The organism is Corynebacterium suranareeae (genome assembly GCF_002355155.1).
GTDB lineage: Bacteria > Actinomycetota > Actinomycetes > Mycobacteriales > Mycobacteriaceae > Corynebacterium > Corynebacterium suranareeae.
On sequence record NZ_AP017369.1, the window covers coordinates 2,916,582 to 2,937,894 of the forward strand.

Sequence of the window (21,313 nt, forward strand, 5' to 3'; positions counted from 1 at the left end):
CTGATGGAGTTGGACTTATGGGGATGCGTCGAAAAGCAAAAGCCCTTCCCCCGTACGACCATGCCCCTTACCGGAATGTAAAAATCCCCCGTTTCAAGTCAAACTTGAAACGGGGGATAAATATGTGGGCCCATTGGGACTCGAACCCAAGACCTGCGGATTAAAAGTCCGTAGCTCTACCAACTGAGCTATAGGCCCAACTCTGACTATATTAGTACATGGAACCGCACATAATAAAATCGGCCTCGAATATCGATAAAAATATGTGCTGAACTGGGCTAATGTACTGCGGTTAAGGATAAGAAAATGCCGCCACCTCAAATCAGTTTCAAGGTGACGGCATGTTCTATTTAAACCTGAAGTTTAATTAGCCCTTCATGGAGCCATTCTTAGCCAGGTTGATGTGGAAATCAAAGGCGGTTGCAAGGTCATGAGGGGTCTGCATGAACTTGTTGTCGCCGGAGGTTGCGCGCTCGTAGTACTCCTCGAGCAGTGGACGGTAATCAGGGTGTGCCAGGCCAATCATCTTGGCAACACGCTCACGTGGAGCAAGACCACGAAGGTCCGCGTAACCGTACTCAGAGATAACAACCATGACATCGTGCTCGGTGTGGTCGATGTGGGATGCGAAAGGAACGATCGCGGAGATAGCGCCGCCCTTTGCCTCTGAAGGGGTGATGAAGCTGGAGATATAGCCGTTACGGGTGAAGTCGCCAGATCCGCCGATACCGTTCATGACGCGGGAGCCAGAAACGTTGGTGGAGTTAACGTTGCCGTAGATATCAGCCTCAATGAGGCCGTTGGTGGCAATAAGGCCAACACGACGGATGACCTCTGGGTGGTTAGAGATCTGCTGTGGGCGCAGGATGATGGACTCGCGGTAACGCTTAGCCTCGTTGTTCATCTTCTCTGCATACTCAGGAGACAAGGAGAAGGAAGTTGCAGAAGCAACAGTCATCTTGCCAGCATCGATCAAGTCAACCATGCCGTCCTGGATAACTTCGGTGTAGGCCTGGATGTTTTCAAACTTGGAATCCAGCAGGCCTGCCATCACAGCGTTAGGAACGTTACCCACACCGGACTGCATGACGTAGCCGTCGTAGGACAGGCGACCTGCAGCAACTTCACTTTCCAGGAAGTCAAGGAAGTTTCCAGCGATCTTCTGGGAAATGTCATCGACTGGCTTAAATGGTGCGTTGCGGTCTGCAATGTCGGTTTCAACAATTGCAACGACCTTGTCAGTGTCGAACTCGATGTATGGAACACCGATGCGATCGCCTGGCTTGCTGATTGGAACTGCAACACGGTTTGGCAAGGCAGGTACAGACCAAATGTCGTGCATGCCCTCAAGGTTTTCGGACTGCCAAGAGTTGACCTCGAGGATGACCTTCTTAGCCGAATTTAGCCATTCAACGTTGTTACCAACAGAGGAAGAAGGAATCAGGTGTCCATCTTCAGTAATGCGGGTGACTTCGATGACTGCAACGTCAAGGTTGCCGAAGAAGCCCTGCTCTACCTGCAGGCCAGCGTGAGAAAGGTGGATATCAGAGTATCCCATCTTTCCTTCGTTGATCTTATTACGCATGATTGGGTCAGATGCGTAAGGCATGCGCCAGCGAACTGCATCAGCTTCAGCCAAAACACCATCACAGTCTGGTGCGGTAGAAGCGCCGGTGAACAGATCAATCGCGTAGTCATTGCCTGCGCCGTGTGCTTCCTTAGCGCGGTTAGCAATAGCGGTTGGCAGCGCCTTTGGGTAGCCAGCGCCAGTAAAGCCGGACATACCGACCTTGTCACCGTGGTTAACAAACTGGGCCGCTTCATCGGCGGACATGATCTTAGAACGCAGCTTTGCTGAAGCAATGCGATCAGACATTGAATACCTCCTCAGGTAATCGGACTTTTTAAACCGTTTCCGCACCTTTACCCCCGAGCGAACGCAAGCGCTTTATCCCAGGCAGAAATAATGCGGACCGATAAAAGTCCGACGAAATTCGTTAACGCAGTTCACACCACCACTTCAAGGTATGACCAACTAATTCAGCTAAGTCACTTCCTGTTGAAGTTTATGATGTACCCCACTTAGATGTTGTGTCCCCAAGGATAAACCATCATGGCAGGAAATGCCCGAACGGTGTCCGTGACGTGGGATTTCAGGGCTTGGTTTTACCCCCATTTTTGCATGACACACGTTTAGGCTTCTGTTTAAACTCCCGCAGAGAATCCGGCCTGGGCTCCTGCTTGAAACTTTGTTGGGATCCAAGTTTGACTCAGGCTTTAGATCCAGCTGTGGCTCGCTCTTTGGCTCGCTCTTTGGCCCGCGTTAACAAGCTTCTTAAAAAACTGCTTCGCTTTGAACCGTCACACCACATTCGGGCAATAGTCATGTTCCGCTCACATTTATTTTGTTCACACCGAATTCAGGGAGACAATAGATAGGTGACTTTGAAAATCGGCCCCTTTGATCTTGCTTCCCCCGTTGTCTTAGCTCCCATGGCTGGGGTGACAAACGTTGCTTTCCGCACGCTGTGCCGCGAACAGGAAATGCAGCGTACTGGAACAATTTCTGGGCTGTATGTCTGTGAGATGGTCACTGCTCGTGCACTTGTGGAGCGCAATGAGAAAACCATGCACATGACCACGTTTGCACCGGATGAAAATCCACGCAGCCTGCAGCTTTATACCGTGGACCCTAAGTACACCTATGAGGCTGCCAAAATGATCGTTGATGAAAATTTGGCTGATCATATTGATATGAATTTCGGCTGCCCTGTTCCCAAGGTGACGCGCAGGGGTGGTGGTTCTGCAATTCCATATAAGCGCCGTCTGTTTGAAAACATTGTCTCCGCTGCGGTTAAAGCCACCGAAGGTACCGATATTCCGGTTACCGTGAAGTTCCGCGTTGGAATTGATGATGAGCACCATACGCACTTGGATGCTGGCAGGATCGCAGTGGAGTCCGGCGCAAAGTCAGTGGCCCTTCATGCTCGTACTGCGGCTCAGCGTTATTCCGGTGAAGCTGATTGGAACGAGATTGCTCGCCTTAAAGAGCATCTTGCTGATACTGGCATCCCTGTCTTGGGAAATGGCGATATTTTCGCAGCGTCGGACGCAACCCGAATGATGGAACAAACAGGTTGCGACGGCGTTGTGGTTGGCCGTGGCTGTTTAGGTAGGCCATGGCTATTTGCAGAGCTTTCCGCAGCAGTTCGTGGCGAAGAGATCCCAGAAGAACCAACCTTCGGTGAAGTCACAACGATCATTTTGCGTCATGCTGAACTTCTCATGCAGCATGACGGCGAAACCAAGGGGCTGCGCGATCTGCGCAAGCACATGGGCTGGTACCTGCGTGGTTTCCCTGTTGGTGGCGAATTCCGCTCAAATCTTGCAAAGGTCTCTACCTACTCAGAGCTCGAAGATTTGTTGGCACCGTGGGCTGATTCAACCGCCAAAGCTGAGGATGCCGATGGTGCACGCGGACGCCAAGGAGCACCAGCTAAAGTCGCTCTCCCCGATGGTTGGTTGGATGATCCAGAGGATGACACTGTCCCAGTGGGTGCAGAAATGGAAAACTCCGGCGGATAACTCGAGCGAAACCTGCCTCATCAAATAGTTGGCTCTCCCCCATTATTAGGTGATTCAACCTTAATTTCGTGTCTAAAGCCTGCAGAATACAAAGGGCAGTCTTATAGTGTTGCCATGCGTACCGCGTATAGACAGCAATTGGACGAATTCGCACACGACCTCATTATTCTGTGTGATGTAACTAAGGAGTGCATGGAAAAGGCCACTGATGCCCTCCTACGCACCTCTTTAGCCTCGGCTGAAAGCGCTTTGAGTAATGCCGATAAATTAGACGAGCTCCGCGCTAGGTGTGAATCCCAGGCGGTTGAGCTTTTAGCCTTAGAAACTCCTGTGGCGCGCGATTTACGCCAGGTTGTGTCCTCCATCTATATCGTGGAGGAAATCACCCGTATGGGCGCGCTAGCCATGCATGTGGCCAATTCCGTGCGCCGGCGCTACCCAGAGCCCGTTATCCCTGAGGAAATGCGTGGCTACTTTAAGGAAATGGCGCGCCTGACGGGTGAAATGACTGATCGGATCCGCCAAATTCTCATCGATCCGGAACCGGATCTCGCGTTAGAAATGGCTGAAAATGATGACGCGGTGGATGATCTGCACCAACACATCATGCGGGTACTCACCATGCGCCCGTGGTCCCATGGCACTAAAAGCGCTGTTGACCTAACTTTGCTGTCACGGTTCTACGAACGCTACGCCGATCACACCGTTAATGTGGCAGGTCGCATCATTTACCTTTCCACCGGGCTGCACCCAGAGGAATACATGGCCAAGCGCGAACAGCAAGAAGCTGAGGCCGACATGGAAAAGCGGTGGGCAGAGCTGGAACGGCAGTTCCGCACGGGGATTTAAAAAATTGCTTTTCGACACCTCCCTCCCCCACCAATAACATCATCCCTGGCCCTATCTACAGAAGAAGTAGCGGTTGCCCGATTGCGCCGGTTCTTAGCGATCTGATTGAGATGGAACACCCCCTTTGCTTAAACTGCCTTGGTCGCTAGATGAAGTGATCTCACCAGAAATACTCTAACCAGTGCAAATTTTGGCATGAGGACAATTTCGGCACTATTTCGGCTCAACTCGGGAAACCCGACAACTGACGCCATGAAAATGAGCCATAGGCGTTTATCGCTTGTTTAAGGCCTCGGGCTTTTCTGGATGAGTATTTGCATGCACTTGACCTTGAAAACCCGTGAGAAGCGCTGCTGGGGAGGTATGACTTTTTAGGGTAGCGGCTTAAATTTGAGAGCGACCAAACCAGGAGACCCAGAATCTTCAAAAACTTAAATGTTGGGTCTCTGTGTTTGGTATTGAGGGAGATACACCAAACACAGAGACCCACAAACGTCGAAAAAGTGATTTCTGGGTCTCCTGGTTTGGTCTTATGCCGTCTTATGCAGCCAAGCGCACGACCAAGCGCACGAACGCCTAAATCCACATGGAGCAAACAGCAATTTCGGCACTAATTTGACCCAAGTCGGATCTTGGATCGATGTTTAAGCGATGTACGTTTTACCAAAATCTTGGTGTCGAAAGTACACGCGGACGAATAGCCCAAAAATTACTAATGGAGCGTCACCGTAGTGACGCTCCTTTAGCTTCTCTTTAAGGGATGAACTAAGTATACCCTAAATTTATCCGAAACGACCAGAAATATAATCTTCGGTTTCTTTTTGGTCTGGGTTTTCAAAAATCTTCTTAGTTGCGCCGATTTCAACCAAACGTCCTGGTTTGCCGGTGGCTTCCAGTGAATAGAACGCAGTTTGATCGGATACGCGCGCAGCTTGCTGCATGTTGTGAGTCACGATAACGATGGTGAACTCTTCTTTCAGCTCATGGATCAGATCCTCAACAGCCAAGGTTGAGATCGGATCAAGAGCGGAGCAAGGTTCGTCCATGAGCAGGATTTCTGGTTCCACAGCAATTGCTCGAGCAATGCAAAGGCGCTGCTGCTGTCCACCGGAAAGTCCTCCACCTGGCTTGTCTAGGCGGTCTTTTACTTCTTCCCACAGGTTTGCGCCACGAAGTGACTTCTCTGCGACTTCCTTAAGCTTCTTCTTGTTCTTCTCACCGGAAAGCTTCAGGCCTGCAACCACGTTGTCTTCGATGGACATGGTTGGGAATGGGTTGGCCTTCTGGAAGACCATGCCGATGGTGTTGCGTACTGCTACTGGATCTACCTTGGAGCCGTAGATGTTTTCACCGTCGAGAAGGATTTCACCTTTTACATATGCGCCTGGGGTTACTTCGTGCATGCGGTTGATGGATCGAAGCACGGTGGATTTGCCGCAACCGGATGGTCCGATGAATGCGGTGACAGAACGCGCAGGAACCTCAAGGTTAACGTTTTGGACTGCGTGGAAATCACCGTAGAAGATGTTGACATCATTGAGCTTGAGCTTGGACATCGCTTGTTGATACTCCTGTTTAAACTTTGCTGAGTTGATTATTGCTTGACTGAGAACTTGGCGGAGATGATTCGCGCGCCAATGTTGAGGACGGCAATGATAAGCACCAGGGTTAGGGCTGCGCCCCATAGTTTGTCTAGTGTTGCTGGTGCGGTGCCGGCTTTGTACATATCAAGCATCATCAGTGGAAGTGAGGCCTGAGGTCCAGAGAATGGATTCCAGTTGATTGCTTGTGAAGAACCAACGAGAACTAGGACTGGTGCGGATTCTCCCATGACGCGGGCTACGGCCAGCATGACACCGGTGACGATGCCGGACAAAGCGGTTGGGAGCACAATTTTGGCGATGGTCTTCCATTTCGGAACACCCAGTGCGTAGGATGCCTCGCGGAGGTCTTGAGGAACAACGCGGAGCATTTCTTCGGTGTTTCGGATGATCACTGGAACCATCAAAATCACCAGTGATAGTGATACTGCGAATCCGGAGCGGTCAAAGCCAAAGAGCACGATCCACAGGGAGTACACGAACAGTGCTGCCACGATTGATGGGACACCTGTGAGGATGTCCACCATGAAGGTGGTCAGGCGACCGAGGCGGTTGCCGTTGGAGTATTCCACCAAGTAGATCGCGGTGAAAATTCCGATTGGGATGGAGATCAATGAGGTGACGATCGCCTGCATGAAGGTACCGATCATCGCGTGAGCAGCGCCACCGCCAGGCAGCATCAACATGACGCCAGCCTGAGAGGTCTGCCACCACTCGGTAGTGAGGATCGGGCTAATGCCGCGGGAGATTACCGTCCACAGCACCCATACCAACGGAACAGCGGCGATAAGCATGGCACCGTAAATAACGATGGTGGCAACCGTGTTGGTGGATTTACGTCGGGAGGAGATATCGGTAAAAGCTGAGCTCTTCTTTAGTGGCTCGTCCATGCGCGGAGTTGCAACAGTGTTAGTCATGATTTTTCCCCTTTTTACTTTCCGCGGTTAACCATGGAACGAGCACCAGCGTTGACGATGAAGGTTAGGGCGAACAGCACAAGGCCTGCGGAGATGTATGCTCCAGCGCGGGTGTTGTCGTTGAATTCTGGTGCCGCGTTGGCAATGGCGGTTGCGAAGGTGGTGCCGCCGTCGAAAAGCGAAAAGCGGAACGCCGAGGATGGCGAAACAACCATGTAAAGCGCCATGGTTTCACCCAGTGCGCGACCAAGGCCAAGCATTGCGCCGGAGATGTAGCCGGACATGCCGAAAGGCAAGACGGTGAGGCGAACAACTTCCCAGCGGGTGGCGCCAAGTGCAAGAGCGGATTCGATGTGGCCCTTTGGTGTCTGGACAAACACTTCGCGTGCGGTTGCGGCGATGACCGGGAGGATCATCACTGCTAGGACGATGCCACCGGTGAGCATGTTGCGGCCTGTGGCAAACGATGGTGAGTTTTGATAGGTGGCGAAGAGGAAGAAGCTTCCGCCCCAGCTTTCAATCCAGGTGTAGAAGCCGGATAAAGCTGGTCCAAGTACCTGCCAGCCCCAGAGACCGTAAACGATTGAAGGGACTGCTGCCAACATGTCAACCATGTAACCTAGTGGTTTAACCAGGCGTTTTGGTGAGTAGTTGGATAAGAAGATGGCAATTCCAAGCGCAATTGGCATTGCAATAACCAGCGCGATAACGGAGATCAGCAAGGTTGCTGCCAGTAGATTTGGAATACCGAAGTACATTGCATCAATGTCTGTGGTGTTCCATGCGCCAGTGTAGGTAAAGAAGCCACCAAAGCCTTCAGCGTTGCGCATCAAGGCGGGAACGGCACGCCAGATGAGGAAAGCTGCAATGGCTAAAATAATGGCAGTAATGATTGCTGCGGATGCAGTGGATAGGAACTCGAAGATACGGTCGCCGGGGCGTTTAACGCTTCCGCCGCCTTCTGCGACAATTTTCTTAGAAGGCTTGGTCTGTGAGGAGTTCGCATTGACGGCAACTGGATGTGCCTCAACTTTGGATGCGTCCAAAGTCTGTAACTCCGATACTGACTCATTAGTGGCCATTGGTGGTTTATTTCCTTAACTGGCGTGGTGATAAAAAATCTTCTTCAGCCCAATCGGGTGCCCTCCCTGTTGGATTAGGGTGGGCACCCGATTTGGCTAAAAGTGCAGCTACGGTGGCAGCTACATTGCTCTGCTACTGAATAGCGTCAACTGCTGCAACGAGGCGGTCGTAGTGCTCGCCGGTTACTGGGATGTAGCCGAGTGCTTCAAGCTGCTCATCCTGGGAGTTCAGTGCAACGGTCAGGAAGTCCTTGACCTGGTCGCGAGTGGTCTCGTCGTAACCTGCGGAGCAGACGATTTCGTAGGTGGTAAGAACCAGTGGGTATGCGCCGGCTTCGTTCATAGCGAACATGGCGTCGGTGTCAACAACCATGTTGTGGCCCTCGGTCAGGAAGTCGAGTGCACCAAGTGCAACGCCAACGGACTCAGAGTTGAGCTCAACTGGGCCGGAACCGAAGTCAATGTTGGCAATGCCCAGGCCTGCCTGGGTAGCGAAGCCGGACTCGACGTAGGTGATTGCGCCTTCGATGCTTGCGGTTTCAGAGGCAACACCGTTGGAGCCCTGTGCACCGGAGCCAACCTCGGTAGGGAACTGCTGGCCTTCAGTGTCCCAGATGTCGGTAGCTGCGCCAAGGAACTTCTGGAAGTTGTCAGAGGTACCAGACTCTTCGGAGCGGTACAGAACGGAGATGTCCTGGTCTGGAAGCTCAGTGCCCTCGTTCTGAGCTGCAATTGCTTCATCGTTCCAGTTCGTGATCTCGCCCTTGAAGATCTGGGCGATGGTGTTGGTGTCAAGGTTGAGGGAATCTACACCAGGAAGGTTGTAAGCAATAGCGACTGGGCCGATGACGAATGGCAGGTGCCATGCTTCATTGCCTTCACAACGCTCGGTAGCTTCTGCAGCCTGATCGTCCTTCATTGCGGAGTCAGATCCACCGAAAGCAACCTGGCCGGCAACGAAGTTGGTGCGGCCGGAGCCGGAACCTGAAGGGGTGTAAGCAAGGGATGCACCGCTGACTGCCTCGGAGTACTTGATACCGAAGTAGTCCATTGCGGACTGCTGGGAAGATGCACCTTCAGCAACGAGCTGACCGGTTACACCGGAAAGGCCCTCTACAGCTGCGGAGTCAGAAGATCCGGTAGAAGCTGCAGAAGTGGAGTCAGAGGATCCGGTTGAGTCAGAGCAAGCTACAAGTGCGAAGGAGCCTGCGGTAACTGCGCCCACGAGGGCGATGGAGCGCTTGAGAGTGAGGTTCACGGGGAAGCCTTTCCAGTTTTTAATGAAGACATCGTCTGAGCAGATCCTGTAGGCGGGCTAGTTTCCCTCCGGATTGCTCACGATCTAAAAACCTAAGACCTGGAAATGACTAACTAAGGCCATATTGGTTAACAAACTGTGAACTCTGGGATAGCGTTCGGCAAATTTTGCCACCTCACACATCTCAATTGCGCTATTTAGAGACTCCAGTCACAAAAATCGGCTATTCTCAGAACTTTACAGACGAGAATCACCGATTTTCACAGAACTTTAACATCTGACTTTTTTATTTTTCATAAACCACGTGGCGTTCAGCAACTGTGAAGCCGAGTTTTTCATATGCGGCAACTGCCGGAGCATTGTCTGCCTCTACATAAAGGATGACTTTTCGGGCACCTTGTCCACGCATATGATGCAGTCCAAGTCGCATAAGAGGATCACCCAATCCACGGCCACGGTAAGCAGAAGCCAGTCCCACAACGTAGATTTCTTGTAGTTCCACGCTGTGTTGCTTCACCCAATGGAAACCAACAATTTCTTCACCATCCCACAGGAACAACACATCAGAGTCTTGATACCAATCAGCCTTTTGAGCCTGAGCAAGCCGGTGAGTGTTCCAACCACCTTGTTCTGGGTGCCAATCAAAAGCCTCGTTGTTGGCTTGCAACCACTTTGCCTCCGCTGCGGATTTCTCCATTGGTGCATTGGCCAAACTGCTGTGGGTAATGCCCTCTGGGTCCTTGTATACAGCCGATTCTTCCAATGCAGGGCCTTCAATAGCCATGACTAAAAGCTCGCGTGTCTTTTTCATCCGCAGTGTAGAAGCCAAGGCTTGCGCAGCTTGGGTATTGCCATGAGCCCAGATAGAAGAGGTGGGGGTGGCGTCGATAAGTGCTTTGCCGATGCCCTGGCGCCTGTGCGCCGGGTGGACAGCGAGCTCCGTGGTTTCATCGTCCGTGGCCGCGAGGCCCACAATTTTTTCATTGAGGGTAACAATGAGATGCGAATGTCCAAGCCCAGGTTCTGCAAGGCCACGGACAAATTGCTCAGAAAGTGCATCCACGCCATCAACGGCGCGTACCTCTTTCAACAGCAGTATTGCCTGCTCACGCAGGTCACGATCCAACGCGATTTGTGTGCTTTTAATGCGATCGGGAGTAGTCATGCACCCAGGTTAGCCCCAACTTTGAATCTCTTGCAGGAACGTGGGGTAAAGATATAGATGTGGAAAAATCCAAAAAACGAGTATTAACCATCGCAGTATCGACAATCGGAGCCGTTGCGGTTGCAGGCAGCGCTTTTTGGATCGTGGATTCTTCCATCGCAGCGCACGCCGAACGCAACCTATCCAATGCCGTGGCAGAGTCTGCAGATCTAGACAACTCCCCGCGCGTATTCTTAGGCGGTTCCATCTACACCACCTCCCTACTTACCGGCGAACTCGACTCAGTCAGCATCGACATGCTTGACGTAGACATCCCCGGAGTCGGCATGGTCAACGCCCGCACCGAAGTAAAAAAGGTAGAAGTCACACGCGAACAAGTAATGTCTGGCGATCTAAACGGTGCAAACGCTGAAACATTCACGCGTTCCTTACGCATGGATGGAGTCGCCATCGGCGCACAGCTCGGCATCACAGACCTCGACATCTCCCACCCCATCGACATCTCCCCCTCCGGCGGCCTGGCCTCCGAAGCGCTACTCACCGGCACCCCACCCGGCGCGAAAGACCCCATCAGCGTGCTGGTCACCCTCCGCCTAGTCGGCTCCGAATTCCAGATGCTGCCCTATAAGCTTATCGACGCCCCCTCCGGCCTCACCCTCGACGACGTAGCTTCAGCCTTCACCTGGAAAATCGACACCTTGCAATTACCCCTCGCAGATCGCGCCATGGCGGTCTATCTTGCCGGTGGCTCCATCCACTTCCAATCAGAAGCCCGCAACGTGCAGCTCACCACCCGCGAACTCTCCCCACTAGCTGCGCCAGAAGAAGATTCCGACGGCTCCTAACGCATTGAGGGGGATATTGAATGTGTGATCTCGAAGTTAAAGCAACCACGAAATAGCTTCAGGAGTTCTACATTGCGACTTCACGGTGGCGACTTCACTAGGAAAAAGGGACATCACCGACCGAAGTCGACCATGTGAAGTCGCCCATCAACCTGGCTTTGTTTGTGTGGCTCGGGATTGAGGGGCTAATAGCAGTTAGCAGGTTGGGGCAGCTCCCCGAAACCGTCAAATACGACCAAATCCATAGGCAGTTCAAAGATCCTTGGTCACCAGTGCAAGTTTGCTGACCCGGATAGCGTCGTATTCGACCAAAACCTCCTTTGAAGAAAGCGTTCTTGGTCGTCAGGTGAAGTAGTGCGCAAAACCGACAAAAGGAGCCGGAAAAAGTGACCCCACAGATTCGCGTGTAAAGCCCTAACAGACCTCGGTTGATACAAATACTCACGTGGAAATCTCAGGCGCTTAAACGGGGTATCTGGCGGGGATGAAGAACATTAAGGAATCTCGCGCTTGAGCTAAATCCCAAAGGTGCGCACTCTAAGAAAATCTCGAACATGCTTTAACAGGTGAAAAACCCAATTCATCTCAGGAGGCGCCGGATGAGTTTTCGGTGCATAAACTTTTAAAGCGTGTGCGACAGATTCCAACACCACTTTCGTTGGCTTTCCTTCATATTCCCCATCGACCTGGAAACGCTGATCGCTGGCACAGGTTAAGGTCACTTTTTCTGCATCATCAAACGCGATGGTGCGTTTAGCGATCAAACTTTCCAGTTTCCTCCCGTGCCCCACTCCGATCAGGTGCATCATGGCCGCTACTCCCCCGAATCCCCTGACTTTTGTGAGTCCAAAAAGCCCAAGGCCAGTATCAAAAGAATTCCTGGGATTTGTCACTACCGGCAACGGGCCCACAAATGTCCAGGGATTGGTATTGGAGGCGAGCAGCATGGGCACGTCGTCCTTTTGTAGCTGATTTCCTTCGCTATCGACTGCCTCGACTGTGATTTTCGGTGGTTTAATTTGAGTTTTCACCCATGCCCGCAGACTGACCTGCAGATACAACAGCGGTGATGCAGCAAACCCCCGAGAGCGAGCCCTCTCCATCCGCGCAATCACATCCGCGTCGATGCCAAATCCAGCGTTTACTGCGAACCAGCGCGTTGGCTGATCATCGCCTTTCCATGTACCCAGCGTGATGGTTCTGGTGTGATTCTTCCTGATCAATTCCACCAAAGCATCAGCGGCGGAATATGGATCTGTTGGATAGCCTAAAGCTCGCGCAAATACATTGGCAGAGCCGGTTGGAAGCACCGCGATGGCTGGTAAATCTTCAAGGTTTCGAAAATCACCTTCCGCCGACCCAAGTAATCCATTTATCACTTCATTGACTGTGCCATCCCCACCGGCGGGGATAATCACATCGAAATCATCCGTAGTTAAGCCTGCGACAATTTCCTCAGCATGGCCTCCGTAGTGCGTAAACCTCGCTTCAAGGCGCAAACCTTCAATCGCCATCAACTCAGGCACCACACGGCGGAAGAGTTCCTGCGTCTGCGTGGTGGACTCAGGGTTTGCGATCAGAAGAACATGCACGTTGTCTAATGGTAGTGGCAAAACGCTAGTCTTGAGTGTCATGAGCGAAAATTCCACCCCTAATAATCCAGTAGTCCCAGGTGCAGGCGCAGACGGCCCATCGCTGTCCGATTCTGCAAGCATCAGCGGATCCGACGCAGTAAACCTCGCTGCCGAACAATCCAAGAGCACCGCTCACCGCAACATCCCAGGACTCGGCGACCTCCCAATTCCTGATGACACCGCAAACCTCCGCGAAGGTCCCAACCTTCACGATGGTCTCCTAGCGCTGCTTCCTCTCGTGGGCGTATGGCGTGGCGAGGGCCAAGCGGACACCGCAGAAGAAGGCCAGTACGCATTCGGTCAGCAGATCACCTTTGCTCACGACGGCGAAAACTACCTCTCCTATGAATCCCGCATGTGGAAACTCGACGAAGAAGGCAACGCCACCGGAGTTGATCAGCGTGAATCCGGTTTCTGGCGCATCAACCTCAAAGATGAAATTGAGTTCGTGTGCACCCACGCTGGCGGAGTCGCGGAAATCTACTACGGCCAACCACTCAATGAGCGCGCTTGGGAATTAGAATCAGCTTCCACCATGGTCACGGCCACTGGCCCTGGAACCCTGGGACCAGGAAAGCGTCTTTACGGGCTACTTCCAACTAATGAATTGGGTTGGGTTGACGAGCGTTTGGTTGGCGACGAGCTTAAACCACGCATGTCTGCTCAGCTCACCCGCGTAATCGGCTAAAATTCGGTGTCTTTTTGGGGAGGGCACATTTACAACTGAAGCCCCAAAACAAACCTGGCGTGTCAAGATTTTCAAAGAATAGGGAATCTTGACACGCCAGTTTTCAGGCCCACAAGAGGACTAAAACCTCTTACCCCAGCGCTTTGTTGATCAGCGCCTTGATTTCTTTTTCATTATCCGGCCTGCGTAATTTGTGCCCGTCTAGTCTTCGTACCCGCACTGGCCCTCGCACGGACGATACCAACCACACGCTGTCGGCGCCGAAGAGATCGTCCACTGTTAGATCTTTTTCTTTACATCGCCAGCCTTTTTCCGTGGCGTGTGCAAATAGTGCTGCTTGGGTGGTTCCGGGGAGGATGTCTCCGCCTGGAGATGGGGTACGGATTTTGTCACCTTTGAAACTCACCACGGTGGAGGTGGCGCCTTCTAAAACGCGGTCGCCGTCGATAAAGATTACATCGTCAAATCCGTTTGCTTTGGCGTAGCGTAGGGCGGCCATATTTGCTGCGTAGGCTAATGTTTTAGCTCCAACGGTCAGCCATGGTGCAGGGGTTTGTTCCACTTTGGATAGCTCGCCTCTGGTGGCTTTGGCGATTCCAGGGAGGCCGGTGTCGATAGAATATCCCCTCGAACTGGTCATGACCGATACACCTTGCTCGCGCTGCACAAGTTTTTCTTCGGAGATCGGTGTGATGGTTAGCCACCCGGAGGCTAGGCCGGTGGAGGATCGTCCTCGGCTGAGTGTCCACGTGCATGAGGCATCGCCAGCGTTTGGGTGGGCATACCAGGATTCGATGCCCATTTGGGTGGCTTTTTCCCAGTCTTCCAAAATGGGTTCTGGTAGTCCTAAGAGTGCTGCTGAAGCTTTGAATCGTTCTCCATGTCGGCGCACATTACAACCGTGACCGTCGCGAATAAGCAGTGTTTCAAAGATGCCGTCTCCGCGGGTTAATGCGGCATCATCCCAGAACACCATGGGTAGGTTGGGGTTTTGCTGGCGGATGGACCCACCGTAGGGTTCGACAATTAAGATCACCGGCGTCGGTGCAGACATGGGACGAGGTTCAAGCGCCATAATGCCTGATTATGCACGGTTGTTCCCCTTCTCGCCCACTGGTACTAACCACTTGGGTAAAAATGAGGAATAACCCTTCGTGTCAGATTGTGGGTACTATCGAAGACGTGGCTAACGAACAAATCGAGGTCGCGAACAACACTGATCAAATTCCTGCAGGTTACAGCTCTCCTCTTCTTTCTAGAAGTGGTGCGGCGGAAGCTCAGGGTGCTGCTGCTCAGGCAGGTACTGAAGGTGTTGCGTGGCATTACGGTTCCCCTCTCGTCGAGCAACGCATCTTCGAAACTGGCACGGGTTTAGTTGACCGTTCCAATCGCAAGGTGATTAAAGTCGATGGACCCGATGCCCCCACGTTCCTCAATAATATTTTGTCCCAAAAGGTTGATTCGGTCGAAAACGGCTTTAGTGCCGCCGCCCTGGATTTGGATGCGCAGGGCCGAATTCAACACACAATGCATATCACTGTCGTAGACGGTGTTTTCTACCTTGACACGTCCGCAGCGGAATTCGATACCCTCTTAAGCTTCCTGACCAAGATGATTTTCTGGTCGGAAGTCACCGTTGAAGAAGCCGACCTGGCGATCATCACATTGCTCGGCCAAGAGATTGCCCTCCCGGACGCGGTCTTTGCCCGCAGGGTTGATTGGAATGGGCCAACGCGTATCGACGTCGCCATCCGGCGTGAAAACCTAAAGGAGGGCGTCGACAAGCTTCTCGAAGCCGGCGCAAAGCTAACCGGACTCATGGCCTACACGGCCGAGCGCGTGAAAGCTCTAGAGCCCGCTGCGGGCGTTGATTTGGACGATAAGACCATCCCGCATGAAATCCCCCATTGGATTGGCCGTGGCGAGCATCTAGGCGCCGTGCATTTGACCAAGGGATGCTACCGCGGGCAGGAAACTGTTGCGCGTGTGGACAACCTTGGACGCTCCCCGCGTGTGCTCGTTCTACTCCACCTTGATGGATCGGCCCCAATCGATCCAGTCACTGGTGCGGAGATCAAAGCGGGCGCTCGTACCGTTGGTCGGTTAGGCACCGTTGTTCATGATGCCGATTTCGGTCCGATCGCTCTTGGGTTGGTCAAACGAAGCGCTGTGGACAAAGAACTCCACATCGATGACGTCTCCGTAAACGTAGATCGCGATCTCCTTCCAGTCGAGGAAAACGAGCAACGCGGACGGGCTGCCATCAATAAGCTCAAGGGTCTTTAACTAAAGCGATTTATAGCAACATTTAGGCGATTTTTAATTGATATGAAAATCGCCTACTTTGGCATTTTATTTTCACTAACGCGCAGGTCAAAGGTAAGTTGCAGAAATTTTCCGAAGAACACGCTATTGTGTCTATCAGGAATACAGTTAAAACATCTTGAAAAGCCCATGGGCCATCCAAATTCCCAGGATCGGCCCGCTCACTCCAAGGGGGTCAGGCAATGGGTCGCGGTCGCGCGAAGGCAAAACAGACCAAAGTTGCTCGCCAGTTGAAGTACAGCTCTCCAGACATGGACCTAGATTCACTGCAGCGGGAGCTGGCCAGCCAGTCTCCCAGGCGTTCCTACTCCGATGCCCCTGATGATGAGGATCAGTACGCAGACTATGCGGACTGGGATGAGGACGACACCGACAATCGTGCCTACGGCACAAACTGATTTCGTGTGTCTTTGACCCCTCTGGCAACTCCTCTGGTGTTGTCATGGGTCAAAAACCTCAACCCCATCATCTAGGTGGCTTTTGCGACCGTTTCAAGGTGTCACATTCACCTCCGGCGGTCCATTATCCCGTTCAACCACTACCGTAGAAGACGGCGCAAGGTTTGACGCGGACAAGTCCCAGGAGTACTTTCCCTCTGTGTTCCCGCACTCCTAGGATTTCAGCCCGTGGCAGATCTAGTGCCGTCTTTTGCGTGCCTGGGGTTTGTTGGGTTTGCGGAAACTTGCGGAGACTTGCGAGGCACCTACCGTAGCTTGCAAAAATTAGTTCAAAGTAGCAAATTTGAAGTAAAAACTGATCGAGAATTTGCACTACCGCGGTCCTTTAATGCAAATATTCGTTCGATTTTGGGCATCACAAGTGCTACCCAGACCGATCCTTGATCAGCTAACTCACAGGCATAAAAATGCACCTAAACATGCATAATTCACGATGCTTTATTTGGCTCTCTAAGGGCTTCAAATCCCCTTTTGTACATCGAAGTATCATTGGCTAATCTCAAGCCCTTAGAACGCCTAATATCCACTGCATTAAAAAAGCCAGCCCACACATCAATCGTGCAAGGCTGGCCATCTTTAGAAAAGTAGCTTAGTAGCCTGGGTGCTCACCGTTTAGGATCACACGTGGCTCTCCGTCTTCACCGTTGCGCACGGTGCCTAGCTCCCAGCAATCAATGTGACGTGCGGTGAGCATAGCTAGGGCGCGGTCGCGGTCTTTTTCAGCGACGACAGCAACCATGCCGACACCCATGTTGAAGGTCTTTTCCATTTCTTCGCGTGGAACTTTACCCACGGAGGAAATGGTGCGGAAGATCTGCCCTGGGGTCCAGGTGGAGCGTGACATCTCTGCAACGAGTCCTTCTGGAACAACGCGCTCAAGGTTGCCAGCAAGTCCGCCACCGGTGACGTGGCAGAAGGTGTGTACTTCGCACTCTGCGATGAGGGCTAGGCAGTCTTTGGCGTAGATGCGGGTTGGCTCGAGTAGTTCTTCGCCGAGGGTGCGGCCGAGTTCTTCGATGTGTCCGTCGAGTGCCAGACCTGCTTTTTCTAACAAGACGTGGCGGGCTAGGGAGTAACCATTGGAGTGCAGTCCGGAAGATGCCATACCGATTAGGACGTCACCTGCGCGAACGCGGTCTGGCCCAAGAAGTTCATCGGCTTCGACGACACCGACTGCTGTTGCAGAGACATCGTAGTGGTCTGGTTCCATCACACCTGGGTGTTCTGCGGTTTCGCCACCAAGAAGTGCACATCCTGCTTGGACGCAGCCTTCTGCGATTCCGGAGACAATTTCAGCAACGTGCTCTGGAACGACTTTTCCGATAGCAATGTAGTCCTGCAGAAATAGTGGCTCTGCACCGGTGACAACCAGGTCATCTACACACATGGCAACAAGGTCGATGCCGATGGTGTCGTGCTTGTCCATCATCTGCGCGATAACAAGTTTGGTGCCCACGCCGTCGGAACCTGCTGCGAGGATTGGCTTCTTGTATTTTCCGAGTTCAAAGAGACCAGCGAAGCCTCCGAGATTGCCAAGAACTTCTGGGCGGGTGGCACGCTTGGCCATTGGTGCAAAAAGTTCGACGGCACGATCGCCGGCTTCGATATCGACTCCTGCGGCTGCGTATGAAACGCCTTCGGCGGTGGTGTCCTGGTGATCACTCATCGTGTACTTCGCTTCTCCTGCTTTAGGTTTTTTTAAAAAATGCTTAGTTTAAATACTGATCTTAACGTGAGGCGCTTGCCTGCATCTTGCGGACCAGATCTGCGTTGCTGTTTCCTTGTGGCAGTCCCATGGGGTATTTGCCGTCGAAGCAGGCAATGCAGAGTTCGTTGGCTGGTTGCTCGGTTGCTGCAACCATGGAGTCGATGGAGACATATCCTAGGGAGTCTGCACCGATTGCCGATCGCACTGCTTCCACCATTTCTGCTTCGTTGTCGCTGGTTACAGCGTTGGCAATGAGTTCGCCTGGGGTGGCAAAGTCGATGCCGTAGAAGCAGGGCCATTTCACTGGTGGGGAGGCAATGCGTACGTGTACTTCGGCGGCTCCTGCTTCACGCAGCATGCGGATCACGGCACGTTGGGTGTTGCCGCGAACAATGGAGTCGTCTACTACCACGAGGCGTTTTCCGGCGATGACTTCTCGCAGTGGGTTGAGCTTGAGGCGGATACCTAATTGGCGCAGGGTGTCTGATGGTTGGATGAAGGTGCGTCCAACGTAGGCGTTTTTCACCATGCCTTGGCCGAATGGAATTCCGGATGCTTGGGCAAAGCCGACTGCTGCTGGGGTTCCTGATTCTGGGGTTGGGATAACTAGATCGCCTACTGCTGGTGCTTCTTCAGCGAGCTTGCGTCCGATTTCCAGGCGGGCTTCGTTAACGTTTCTCCCCTTGATCACGGAGTCTGGACGGGCCAGGTAAACGTATTCGAAGACGCAACCTTTGCGTGTTGTTTCGGCGAATCGTGTGGATTTCAGGCCGGATTCGTCGATAGCAATTAGTTCACCTGGCTCAACCTCGCGTACGTGGGAGGCGCCAACGATGTCGAGCGCGGCGGTTTCGGATGCTACAACCCAACCGCGGGCTAGCCGGCCGATGGAAAGTGGCCGGATACCATAAGGGTCGCGCGCTGCATACAGGGTGTGTCCGTCGGTGAAGGTCAGGCAGTAGGCGCCTTTGACATCTGGAAGTAGTTGCTTGGCGGAATCAAAAAGGGTGTTTCCATCGCCTACGCCATATGCCAGCAACGCGGTCAGGACATCGGTATCGGAGGGTTTCTTTTCCGGATCAACGAGACCAAACTCAGTGGCTTTTTCTAAAAGCTCAATGTGGTTAATCAGGTTGCCGTTGTGTCCGAGTGCGATATCTGTGCCATCTGGCGCCATGCGGAACATGGGCTGGGCGTTTTCCCACGTGTTTCCACCGGCGGTGGTGTACCGGGTGTGCCCGATGGCGATATTGCCGCGAAGGGATTCGAGGATTGGCTCGTCAAAAACTTGGGATACGAGGCCTAAATCTTTGAAGACAAGGATTTGCTCGCCATCACCTACTGCAATGCCCGCGGCTTCTTGGCCACGGTGTTGGAGGGCGAATAGGCCGAAGTAGGTGAGTTTGGAAACTTCCTCACCAGGTGCCCAGACACCGAAGACGCCACATTCTTCCTGTGGTGCTTGTTCGTTGAGATCATCGTACGGGTGGTTAACCTGGGTCATCCCAGCGGAATGCTCGGCGTTTACCTTGTTTACCATTGAACCAGGGAGCGTGTGCTGATCAAGTAATGCCACGGGTCAAATCGTAGTCTCTTGGCTGCCCAGAAACTAATACGGCTAACGAAAGCTAAATTTTCACTATTGGTAACCAGCCGGCAATCTCTTTGGCTCGGGTACCTGATGCGCTAATTTTGCCGCTTTCTAATTCCGCGTCGAAGGTGGTTTTCCCTGTTGCTAGGCGCAACCAGGTCTTCGCATCAGTCTCCACCACGTTGGGTGGTGTGCCGCGTGTATGTTTCGGCCCCTCTATGCATTGCACTGCAACAAATGGGGGTACCCGCACCTCCACACTGTTTCCCGGCGCGTCTTGTGCCAGGAGTCGGACGCTCAGGCGAGTTGCGGCAGCAAGTGCCGCCCTACCAGGCTTTTCGACGCCTTCCTCCCCCTCAATCCAGTCTTTGATGGCTACAACTGCCTGGCGGGTTTCCAATGGATCAATCCTCATGAAGCATCAGCCTAGTACGAACCGTTAAAGTGTCCATATGTCTGAGAACTCACACGAGAATCCCCACCGCTCGCCAGAAGTTGTGCTCCGTTTCATGGCGGCCCCTACCGATGTGTTGATGGCTGGTAGCCATGGTGTCGGTGGTGGCCGTGTCCTGGAATGGATCGATAAGGCGGCTTATGCCTGTGCCACGCAGTGGTCAGGAACATACTGTGTCACGGCTTATGTGGGGCATATTCACTTCACGCGCCCTATTCCTTCTGGACACATGGTTGAGGTGCGTTCTCGTATTGCGATGACTGGTCGTTCTTCAATGCACATTGTCAATGAAGTGCTCTCTGCTGATCCTCGTGATGGTAAATACACCCGTGCATGTGACTGCCTGGTCATTTTCGTAGCTAAAGATACCGCTACTGGTCGCGCTACTGCAGTTCCTACTTTTACTCCAAAGAATGAAGAAGAGCAGCGCGTGTTGGAGGCTGCTAATTCTCGTATCGGTTTGCGCAAGGCCATTGAAGCTGAGATGGAAAAGCAAACCTATGTGGGCCCTTCTGAAGCACCTCGTTTGATCACTCGATTCTTGGCTAAGCCCACCGATATTAACTGGGGTGGCAAGGTTCATGGTGGTACTGCTATGGAGTGGATTGATGAGGCTGGTGCTGCGTGCACGATGGAGTGGTCGGGTAATCACACTGTTGCGGTGTATGCCGGTGGTATTCGTTTTTATCAGCCCATTCAGATCGGTGATCTCATCGAGGTTGATGCTCGCATGATGCGCACTGATAAGCGTTCCATGCAGATGTCTATTCACGTGCGTGCTGGTGATGCTCACCGAGGTCGCGCAGAGCTAGAAACCGCGATTCATGCAACCGTAACTTACCTCGGTATTGATATCGATGGCGAGCCGTTGCCTGCTCCGCAGTTTGAGCCTCGTACGCCGGAAGATATTCAGCTTGCTGAGCATGCCAATATTTTGAGGGATTTGCGTGCTGATTACACCCCGATGCCTCTGTTCCCCCGCCGTGTTCCTCGCCAGATTGATTAAGTGAAAGAATGTGTGAAAATCCACCACAAGACCGTGGTGGATTTTCCCGCTTCATAGCTACTTGGGGTGGCGAGTTCAGGGGGTGAAAATTTGATCAGTAAACTTCCACGCTTCACATCTGCCCCGCTGACCCCAAAATCAACACCG

18 protein-coding genes and 1 tRNA gene are annotated in these 21,313 nt (G+C 52.7%); 7 read left to right on the top strand and 12 right to left on the bottom strand.

What is annotated here, in order from left to right:
• Nucleotides 1-125: 125 nt before the first annotated feature.
• Nucleotides 126-198: transfer RNA gene (locus N24_RS13475), tRNA-Lys, on the bottom strand.
• 169 nt (nucleotides 199-367) lie between these two features.
• Nucleotides 368-1,876, bottom strand: a complete 1,509-nt coding sequence (locus N24_RS13480; RefSeq protein WP_096458107.1) for an acetyl-CoA hydrolase/transferase family protein — start codon at nucleotides 1,874-1,876, stop codon at nucleotides 368-370.
• Between the two features lie 563 nt (nucleotides 1,877-2,439).
• Here N24_RS13480 and dusB point away from each other — a divergent pair.
• Both dusB and phoU read left to right on the top strand, forming a co-directional pair.
• Complete coding sequence (gene dusB / locus N24_RS13485; protein ID WP_096458110.1) at nucleotides 2,440-3,585, top strand: tRNA dihydrouridine synthase DusB; 1,146 nt, start codon at nucleotides 2,440-2,442, stop codon at nucleotides 3,583-3,585.
• 114 nt (nucleotides 3,586-3,699) lie between these two features.
• The gene (gene phoU, locus N24_RS13490) at nucleotides 3,700-4,434 is read left to right on the top strand and encodes a phosphate signaling complex protein PhoU (protein WP_096458113.1); all 735 of its coding nucleotides are present in this window, start codon (nucleotides 3,700-3,702) and stop codon (nucleotides 4,432-4,434) included.
• A 782-nt stretch (nucleotides 4,435-5,216) separates the two neighbouring features.
• On the opposite strand, the gene pstB is transcribed toward phoU, so the two are convergent.
• From pstB to mshD, 5 genes are all read right to left on the bottom strand, one after another.
• Nucleotides 5,217-5,990, bottom strand: a complete 774-nt coding sequence (gene pstB, locus N24_RS13495) for a phosphate ABC transporter ATP-binding protein PstB (RefSeq protein WP_066567834.1) — start codon at nucleotides 5,988-5,990, stop codon at nucleotides 5,217-5,219.
• A gap of 38 nt (nucleotides 5,991-6,028) precedes the next feature.
• Entirely contained in the window at nucleotides 6,029-6,952 is a 924-nt protein-coding gene (gene pstA, locus N24_RS13500) for a phosphate ABC transporter permease PstA (RefSeq protein WP_096458116.1), read from the bottom strand.
• Nucleotides 6,953-6,966: 14 nt separating this feature from the next.
• Entirely contained in the window at nucleotides 6,967-8,034 is a 1,068-nt protein-coding gene (gene pstC, locus N24_RS13505; protein ID WP_096458119.1) for a phosphate ABC transporter permease subunit PstC, read from the bottom strand.
• 133 nt (nucleotides 8,035-8,167) lie between these two features.
• Nucleotides 8,168-9,292, bottom strand: a complete 1,125-nt coding sequence (gene pstS, locus N24_RS13510; RefSeq protein WP_096458124.1) for a phosphate ABC transporter substrate-binding protein PstS — start codon at nucleotides 9,290-9,292, stop codon at nucleotides 8,168-8,170.
• A 286-nt stretch (nucleotides 9,293-9,578) separates the two neighbouring features.
• Nucleotides 9,579-10,457, bottom strand: coding sequence for a mycothiol synthase (gene mshD / locus N24_RS13515; RefSeq protein ID WP_096458127.1), 879 nt, complete (start codon nucleotides 10,455-10,457; stop codon nucleotides 9,579-9,581).
• 59 nt (nucleotides 10,458-10,516) lie between these two features.
• Here mshD and N24_RS13520 point away from each other — a divergent pair, with 59 nt between their 5' ends.
• A complete protein-coding gene (locus N24_RS13520; RefSeq protein ID WP_096458130.1) occupies nucleotides 10,517-11,302 on the top strand; it encodes an LmeA family phospholipid-binding protein in 786 nt (261 codons plus the stop codon).
• A 515-nt stretch (nucleotides 11,303-11,817) separates the two neighbouring features.
• Here N24_RS13520 and N24_RS13525 read toward each other — a convergent pair.
• The gene (locus N24_RS13525; protein WP_096458133.1) at nucleotides 11,818-12,936 is read right to left on the bottom strand and encodes a diacylglycerol/lipid kinase family protein; all 1,119 of its coding nucleotides are present in this window, start codon (nucleotides 12,934-12,936) and stop codon (nucleotides 11,818-11,820) included.
• Here N24_RS13525 and N24_RS13530 point away from each other — a divergent pair.
• Nucleotides 12,935-13,624, top strand: coding sequence for an FABP family protein (locus N24_RS13530; protein WP_096458136.1), 690 nt, complete (start codon nucleotides 12,935-12,937; stop codon nucleotides 13,622-13,624). The genes N24_RS13525 and N24_RS13530 overlap by 2 nt on opposite strands.
• A gap of 130 nt (nucleotides 13,625-13,754) precedes the next feature.
• On the opposite strand, the gene N24_RS13535 is transcribed toward N24_RS13530, so the two are convergent.
• Nucleotides 13,755-14,699 (bottom strand): aminodeoxychorismate lyase, encoded by a 945-nt coding sequence (locus N24_RS13535; RefSeq protein WP_096458139.1) that lies wholly within the window; start codon nucleotides 14,697-14,699, stop codon nucleotides 13,755-13,757.
• 89 nt (nucleotides 14,700-14,788) lie between these two features.
• Here N24_RS13535 and ygfZ point away from each other — a divergent pair, with 89 nt between their 5' ends.
• Nucleotides 14,789-15,910, top strand: a complete 1,122-nt coding sequence (ygfZ, locus tag N24_RS13540) for a CAF17-like 4Fe-4S cluster assembly/insertion protein YgfZ (protein ID WP_096458142.1) — start codon at nucleotides 14,789-14,791, stop codon at nucleotides 15,908-15,910.
• 221 nt (nucleotides 15,911-16,131) lie between these two features.
• Nucleotides 16,132-16,347 (top strand): DUF3073 domain-containing protein, encoded by a 216-nt coding sequence (locus N24_RS13545; RefSeq protein WP_096458145.1) that lies wholly within the window; start codon nucleotides 16,132-16,134, stop codon nucleotides 16,345-16,347.
• A gap of 649 nt (nucleotides 16,348-16,996) precedes the next feature.
• On the opposite strand, the gene purM is transcribed toward N24_RS13545, so the two are convergent.
• The 3 genes from purM to N24_RS13565 all read right to left on the bottom strand — a co-directional run bounded on the left by purM (nucleotide 16,997) and on the right by N24_RS13565 (nucleotide 20,121).
• Entirely contained in the window at nucleotides 16,997-18,073 is a 1,077-nt protein-coding gene (gene purM / locus N24_RS13555) for a phosphoribosylformylglycinamidine cyclo-ligase (protein ID WP_096458151.1), read from the bottom strand.
• A 61-nt stretch (nucleotides 18,074-18,134) separates the two neighbouring features.
• Nucleotides 18,135-19,619, bottom strand: coding sequence for an amidophosphoribosyltransferase (gene purF, locus N24_RS13560; RefSeq protein WP_167382195.1), 1,485 nt, complete (start codon nucleotides 19,617-19,619; stop codon nucleotides 18,135-18,137).
• Nucleotides 19,620-19,743: 124 nt separating this feature from the next.
• Nucleotides 19,744-20,121 (bottom strand): sterol carrier family protein, encoded by a 378-nt coding sequence (locus tag N24_RS13565; protein ID WP_096458157.1) that lies wholly within the window; start codon nucleotides 20,119-20,121, stop codon nucleotides 19,744-19,746.
• Nucleotides 20,122-20,158: 37 nt separating this feature from the next.
• On the opposite strand from N24_RS13565, the gene N24_RS13570 reads away from it, so the two are divergent.
• Nucleotides 20,159-21,166 carry an acyl-CoA thioesterase gene (locus N24_RS13570; protein ID WP_096458160.1) on the top strand — a complete coding sequence of 336 codons (1,008 nt, stop codon included), beginning with the start codon at nucleotides 20,159-20,161 and terminating at the stop codon, nucleotides 21,164-21,166.
• The last annotated feature ends 147 nt before the right edge of the window (nucleotides 21,167-21,313 follow it).